The sequence below is a fragment of the Enterobacter sp. 301B genome, assembly GCF_003850715.1.
GTDB classification, from domain to species: Bacteria; Pseudomonadota; Gammaproteobacteria; order Enterobacterales; family Enterobacteriaceae; genus Enterobacter; species Enterobacter intestinihominis.
Genome location: NZ_PQTC01000069.1, coordinates 1 through 1,221, shown reverse-complemented (window position 1 = coordinate 1,221; position 1,221 = coordinate 1). Strand labels below are relative to the sequence as shown.

Annotated in this window: 1 protein-coding gene; it reads left to right on the top strand. The window is 53.5% G+C overall.

From position 1 onward, the window contains the following. The first annotated feature begins 71 nt into the window (after positions 1–71). Positions 72–1,192, top strand: a protein-coding gene (locus tag C3451_RS24130) for an IS3-like element ISSen4 family transposase (RefSeq protein ID WP_124304492.1) whose coding sequence is annotated in 2 segments (ribosomal slippage) — positions 72–330 and positions 330–1,192 — 1,122 coding nt in all. Because the reading frame shifts where the segments join, the coding sequence is not laid out codon by codon here. Positions 1,193–1,221: the final 29 nt, after the last annotated feature.

Sequence of the window (1,221 nt, the reverse complement as noted above, 5' to 3'; positions counted from 1 at the left end):
TGACCTGCTCCCCGTTGATTAGTACACCCCGATGTTAGTAATGTCTTCATAAGCCACATGAGGACATCCCCATGAAGAAGCGTTTTTCCGATGAACAGATCATCAGTATTCTCCGCGAAGCCGAAGCTGGGGTACCCGCCCGTGAACTCTGCCGCAAGCATGCCATTTCCGATGCCACGTTTTACATCTGGCGTAAGAAGTATGGCGGTATGGAGGTGCCTGAAGTTAAGCGCCTGAAGTCGCTTGAGGAAGAGAACGCCAGACTCAAGAAGCTGCTTGCCGAAGCCATGCTGGATAAAGAGGCGCTTCAGGTGGCTCTTGGGCGAAAGTACTGACGACAGACCAGAAGCGGGAAGCCGTGATGTTGATGTGTGATGCGGCCGGTCTGTCGCAACGTCGTGCCTGCAGGCTTACAGGTTTATCCCTGTCGACCTGCCGCTATGAGGCTCACCGTCCGGCTGCTGATGCGCATTTATCAGGGCGCATCACTGAGCTGGCACTGGAGCGCAGGCGTTTTGGCTACCGTCGTATTTGGCAGTTGCTGCGCCGTGAAGGGCTTCATGTTAATCATAAGCGCGTGTACCGGCTTTATCACCTCAGTGGCCTGGGCGTAAAACGCAGAAGACGTCGTAAAGGGCTGGCAACAGAACGTCTGCCGCTGCTCCGTCCGGCGGCGCCCAATCTGACCTGGTCGATGGATTTCGTCATGGACGCACTTTCCACCGGTCGCAGGATCAAGTGTCTTACCTGCGTCGATGATTTCACAAAGGAATGCCTGACGGTCACTGTTGCCTTTGGGATTTCAGGCGTTCAGGTCACGCGTATTCTGGACAGCATTGCACTGTTTCGAGGCTATCCGGCGACGATAAGAACTGACCAGGGGCCGGAGTTCACTTGCCGTGCACTGGATCAATGGGCCTTTGAGCATGGTGTTGAGTTGCGCTTAATCCAGCCGGGCAAGCCAACGCAGAACGGATTTATTGAGAGCTTTAACGGACGATTTCGCGATGAATGTTTGAATGAGCACTGGTTCAGCGATATCGTTCATGCCAGGAAAATTATTAATGACTGGCGGCAGGATTATAACGAATGCCGCCCGCACTCCACGCTGAATTATCAGACACCGTCTGAATTTGCAGCGGGCTGGAGAAAGGGTCATTCTGAGAATGAAGATTCCGACGTTACTAACTGAGTGTTGTATCTAATCGTGGGGGCAGGTCA